We start from the raw sequence: 4,306 nt of genomic DNA, 5'->3' as shown, positions 1-4,306 counted from the left end.
TCGAGTTCAGCCGCCAGCGCGGGCTCGCGCCGGACGGCCGCTGCAAGTCGTTCGCCGGCGCGGCGGACGGCACCGCGTGGGCCGAGGGCGTCGGGATGCTGCTCGTGGAACGGCTTTCCGACGCGCGGCGGCTCGGGCACCCGGTGCTCGCGGTGGTCCGCGGCACCGCCGTCAACCAGGACGGCGCCAGCAGCGGCCTGTCCGCGCCGAACGGGCCCGCGCAGCAGCGCGTCATCCGCGCCGCGCTCGCCGACGCCGCCCTGACCTCCGACCTCGTCGACGCCGTGGAAGCGCACGGCACCGGGACCGTGCTCGGCGACCCGATCGAGGCGCAGGCCGTGCTGGCCACCTACGGCGCCGAGCGGCCCGCGGACCGGCCGCTGCTGCTCGGTTCGTTCAAGTCGAACGTCGGCCACACGCAGGCCGCGGCCGGGGTCGGCGGCGTGATCAAGATGGTCGAGGCGATGCGGCACGGCGTGCTGCCGAAGACGTTGCACGTTGACGAGCCGACGCCGCACGTCGACTGGGCCGCGGGAGCGGTCGAGCTGCTCACCGAGGCGACGGAGTGGCCGGAGACGGGCCGCCCGCGCCGGGCCGGGGTGTCGTCGTTCGGCGTCAGCGGCACCAACACCCACGTCATCCTGGAAGAGGCGCCGGACGAGGAGGTTCCGGAACCCGGTGTGGCGCCCGCGGTGCTGCCGTTCGTCCTTTCCGGACGGACCGATGCCGCCGTGCGCGCCCAAGCCGCGCAGCTGCTGGACGTCGACGCGGACGCGGTCGATCTGGCCGCGTCGCTGGCGGCGAACCGGGCGCACTTCGGCGAGCGGGCCGTCGTGCTCGGGGACCTCGAGGCGGGACTGCGTGCGCTCGTCGCCGGGGAGCCCTCGTCGTCGGTGGTGCGGGACGCCGTCGCCGGGGGTGAAGCCGCGTTCCTGTTCTCCGGCCAGGGTTCCCAGCGCGCCGGGATGGGCCGGGAGCTGCACGGGACGTACCCGGTGTACGCGGCCGCGTTCGACGAGATCTGCGCGGGCTTCGACCCCCGCGTGCGCGAGCTGGTCCTCGACGGCGGCGCGGACCTCGACCGCACCGAGTACGCGCAGGCCGCGTTGTTCGCCGTCGAGGTGGCGCTGTACCGGCTCGTCGAATCATGGGGCGTCCGTCCAGCGTACCTGCTCGGGCACTCGATCGGCGAGATCGCCGCCGCGCACGTCGCCGGGGTGTTTTCCCTGGCGGACGCGCAGACGCTCGTCACGGCCCGCGGCCGGCTGATGCAGGCGTTGCCGGCCGGCGGGGTCATGGCCGCCGTCCGCGCGAGCGAGGAAGACGTCCGCGCGGCGCTGCGCGAGGGCGTCTCGATCGCGGCGGTCAACGGGCCGCGGTCGGTGGTCCTCTCCGGCGAGGCCGACGCCGTCGCCGAAGTCGCGGCCGGGTTCGGGAAGGCCAAGGCGCTCACCACGAGCCACGCGTTCCACTCCGCGCTGATGGACCCGATGCTGGCCGATTTCCGCGCCGCCATCGGGGAAATCGCGTTCAGCGAGCCGCGGATCCCGCTGGTCTCCGACGTGACCGGCGCGCTCGCCACACCCGGCCTGCTCACCAGCCCGGACTACTGGGTGCGGCACGTCCGTGAGACGGTCCGCTTCGCCGACGGCGTCACGGCGTTGCACACCGAAGGCGTCCGGACGTTCCTCGAGCTGGGCCCGGACGGCGTGCTCAGCGCGCTGGCCCAGGACTGCCTGCCGGGCGACGCGGCCGCCGTCGCGGTCCTGCGTGCCGGGAGGCCGGAGGCGCGCTCGGTCGTCGCCGCGCTTTCCCGGCTTCACACGCGGGGCGTCACGCCGGACTGGCGTGCCTATTTCGCGGGCAGCGGCGCCCGCCGTGTCGACTTGCCGACTTACCCGTTCCAGCGGACGCGCTACTGGCTGGAGGCCACCGGGTCCGGCGGGTTCGTCGAACTCGCCGCGAAGCCGGAACCGCCCACCGGGGCGCTGGCCGCCCGGCTGGCCGGTGCCCCGGCGCCCGAGCGGATCCGGGTGCTGACCGACCTGGTCCGCGGGCAGGCCGCGGTCGTGCTCGGCCACGGGTCCGCCGACGAGGTCCGCGCGGACCGGCCGTTCAAGGAGCTGGGCTTCGACTCGCTCACCGCCGTCGAGCTGCGGACACTGCTGGCCACCGCGCTCGGCCGCGAGCTGCCCGCCACGCTCGTCTTCGACCACCCGACGCCGTCGGCGCTGGCCGCGTTCCTCGACGGCGAGGAGATCGCGGCCGCGGAAACCGTTGCGGCGCACGACGAACCGATCGCCATCATCGGGATGAGCTGCCGGTACCCGGGCGGGATCGGCTCGGCCGACGACCTGTGGCGGCTCGTCGACGCCGGTGCCGACGCCATCTCGCCGTTCCCCGCCGACCGCGGCTGGGACATCGACGCCATCTTCGACCCGGACCTGTCCCGGCCGGGCACCACGTACTCGATCGAAGGCGGGTTCGTCGACGGCGCCGCCGAGTTCGACGCCGCGTTCTTCGGCATCTCGCCGCGCGAGGCACTGGCCATGGACCCGCAGCAACGGCTGCTGCTGGAAGCGTCCTGGGAGGCGTTCGAGCACGCCGGCGTCGACCCGACGGCGTTGCGCGGCACGAAGGTCGGCGTGTTCGCCGGTACTTCGGCGCAGGACTACAGCTCGCTGCTGGCCACCATCCCGGCCGAGGCTGAGGGGTACGTCGGCACCGGCACCGCGTCGAGCGTCGTCTCCGGCCGGATCGCCTACACCTTCGGCTTCGAGGGGCCCGCACTCACGGTGGACACGGCGTGCTCGTCGTCGCTCGTGGCGCTGCACCTGGCCGCGCAGGCGCTGCGCTCCGGCGAGTGTTCGATGGCGCTGGCGGGCGGGGTGACCGTGATGTCCACCCCGGCCGGGTTCATCGAGTTCAGCCGCCAGCGCGGGCTCGCCCCGGACGGCCGCTGCAAGTCCTTCGCCGCAGCCGCCGACGGCGTCGGCTGGTCGGAAGGCGCCGGCGTGCTGCTGGTCGAACGGCTCTCGGACGCGCTGCGTCTCGGTCATGAAGTCCTCGCCGTGGTAAAGGGTTCCGCGGTCAACCAGGACGGCGCGTCCAACGGCCTGACCGCGCCGAACGGGCCTGCCCAGCAGCGGGTCATCCGGGCCGCGCTGGCCGCCGCGTCGCTGACACCGTCCGATGTGGACGTCGTCGAGGCGCACGGCACCGGCACCGTGCTCGGCGACCCGATCGAGGCGCAGGCCGTGCTGGCCACCTACGGCCAGGACCGCTCGGAGCCGCTGCTGCTGGGCTCGCTCAAGTCGAACATCGGCCACACCCAGGCCGCGGCGGGCGTCGCGGGCGTGATCAAGGTGGTCCAGGCCATGCGGCACGGCGTGCTGCCGAAGACGCTGCACGTCGACGAGCCGTCGCCGCACGTCGACTGGACGGCGGGGTCGGTCGAGCTGCTCACCGAAGCCCGGCCGTGGCCCGTTTCCGACCGGGTCCGGCGGGCGGGGGTGTCGTCGTTCGGGGTGAGCGGGACGAACGCGCACGTGATCCTGGAGGAGCCCCCGGCTGTCGAGCCGCGGGACGCGGAAGCCCGGCCGGTGCTGCCGTTCGTGGTGTCCGGACGGGACGCCGAAGGCCTGCGGGCGCAGGCGGCGAAGCTGCGGGGGAGCGAGTTCCCGTTCGCCGATGCCGCTTGGACGTTGGCGACCGGGCGGGCGGCGCTGGAGCACCGGGCCGCCGTCGTGGCCGCCGATCGCGCGGAACTCCTCGACGGGCTGGGGGCGCTCGCGGAGGGACGGGCGCACCGGTCCGTCGTGCAGGGGACGCCGGTCAGCGGGGGTGTCGCTTTCCTGTTCACCGGACAGGGTTCGCAGCGGACTGGCATGGGCCGGGAGCTGTACGAGACGTTCCCGGTGTACGCGGCGGCGTTCGATGCCGCTTGTGCGTACTTGGACCCGCGGGTGAAGGAGCTGTCGGGAGCGCCGGACACCGATCTCGCTCAGCAGGGCATCTTCGCGGTGGAAGTGGCGTTGTTCCGGCTCCTGGAGTCGTGGGGCATCCGGCCGGACGTCGTTGTGGGGCATTCGGTGGGGGAGATCGCTGCCGCCCATGTGGCCGGGGTGTTGAGCCTTGAGGACGCGGCGACGTTGGTTGCGGCGCGGGGCCGGTTGATGCAGGCGCTGCCCGAGGGTGGCGTGATGATTGCGGTCCAGGCGTCCGAAGAGGACATCGAGCTTCCCGAGGGTGTGTCTCTGGCTGCGGTGAATGGACCGGACGCTGTGGTGCTCTCCGGTGAGGAAGC

The 4,306-nt window shown here is 73.9% G+C and carries 1 protein-coding gene; it reads left to right on the top strand.

Going from position 1 to position 4,306, the window contains the following annotated elements; translation table 11 throughout:
• The coding region (locus G3I65_RS11800; protein WP_160696139.1) for a type I polyketide synthase at positions 1-4,306 on the top strand (4,306 nt) is incomplete at both ends.

This window comes from Amycolatopsis sp. SID8362, from assembly GCF_010550475.1.
Taxonomy (GTDB): domain Bacteria; phylum Actinomycetota; class Actinomycetes; order Mycobacteriales; family Pseudonocardiaceae; genus Amycolatopsis; species Amycolatopsis eburnea.
This window is presented reverse-complemented; position numbering and strand designations above follow the sequence as displayed.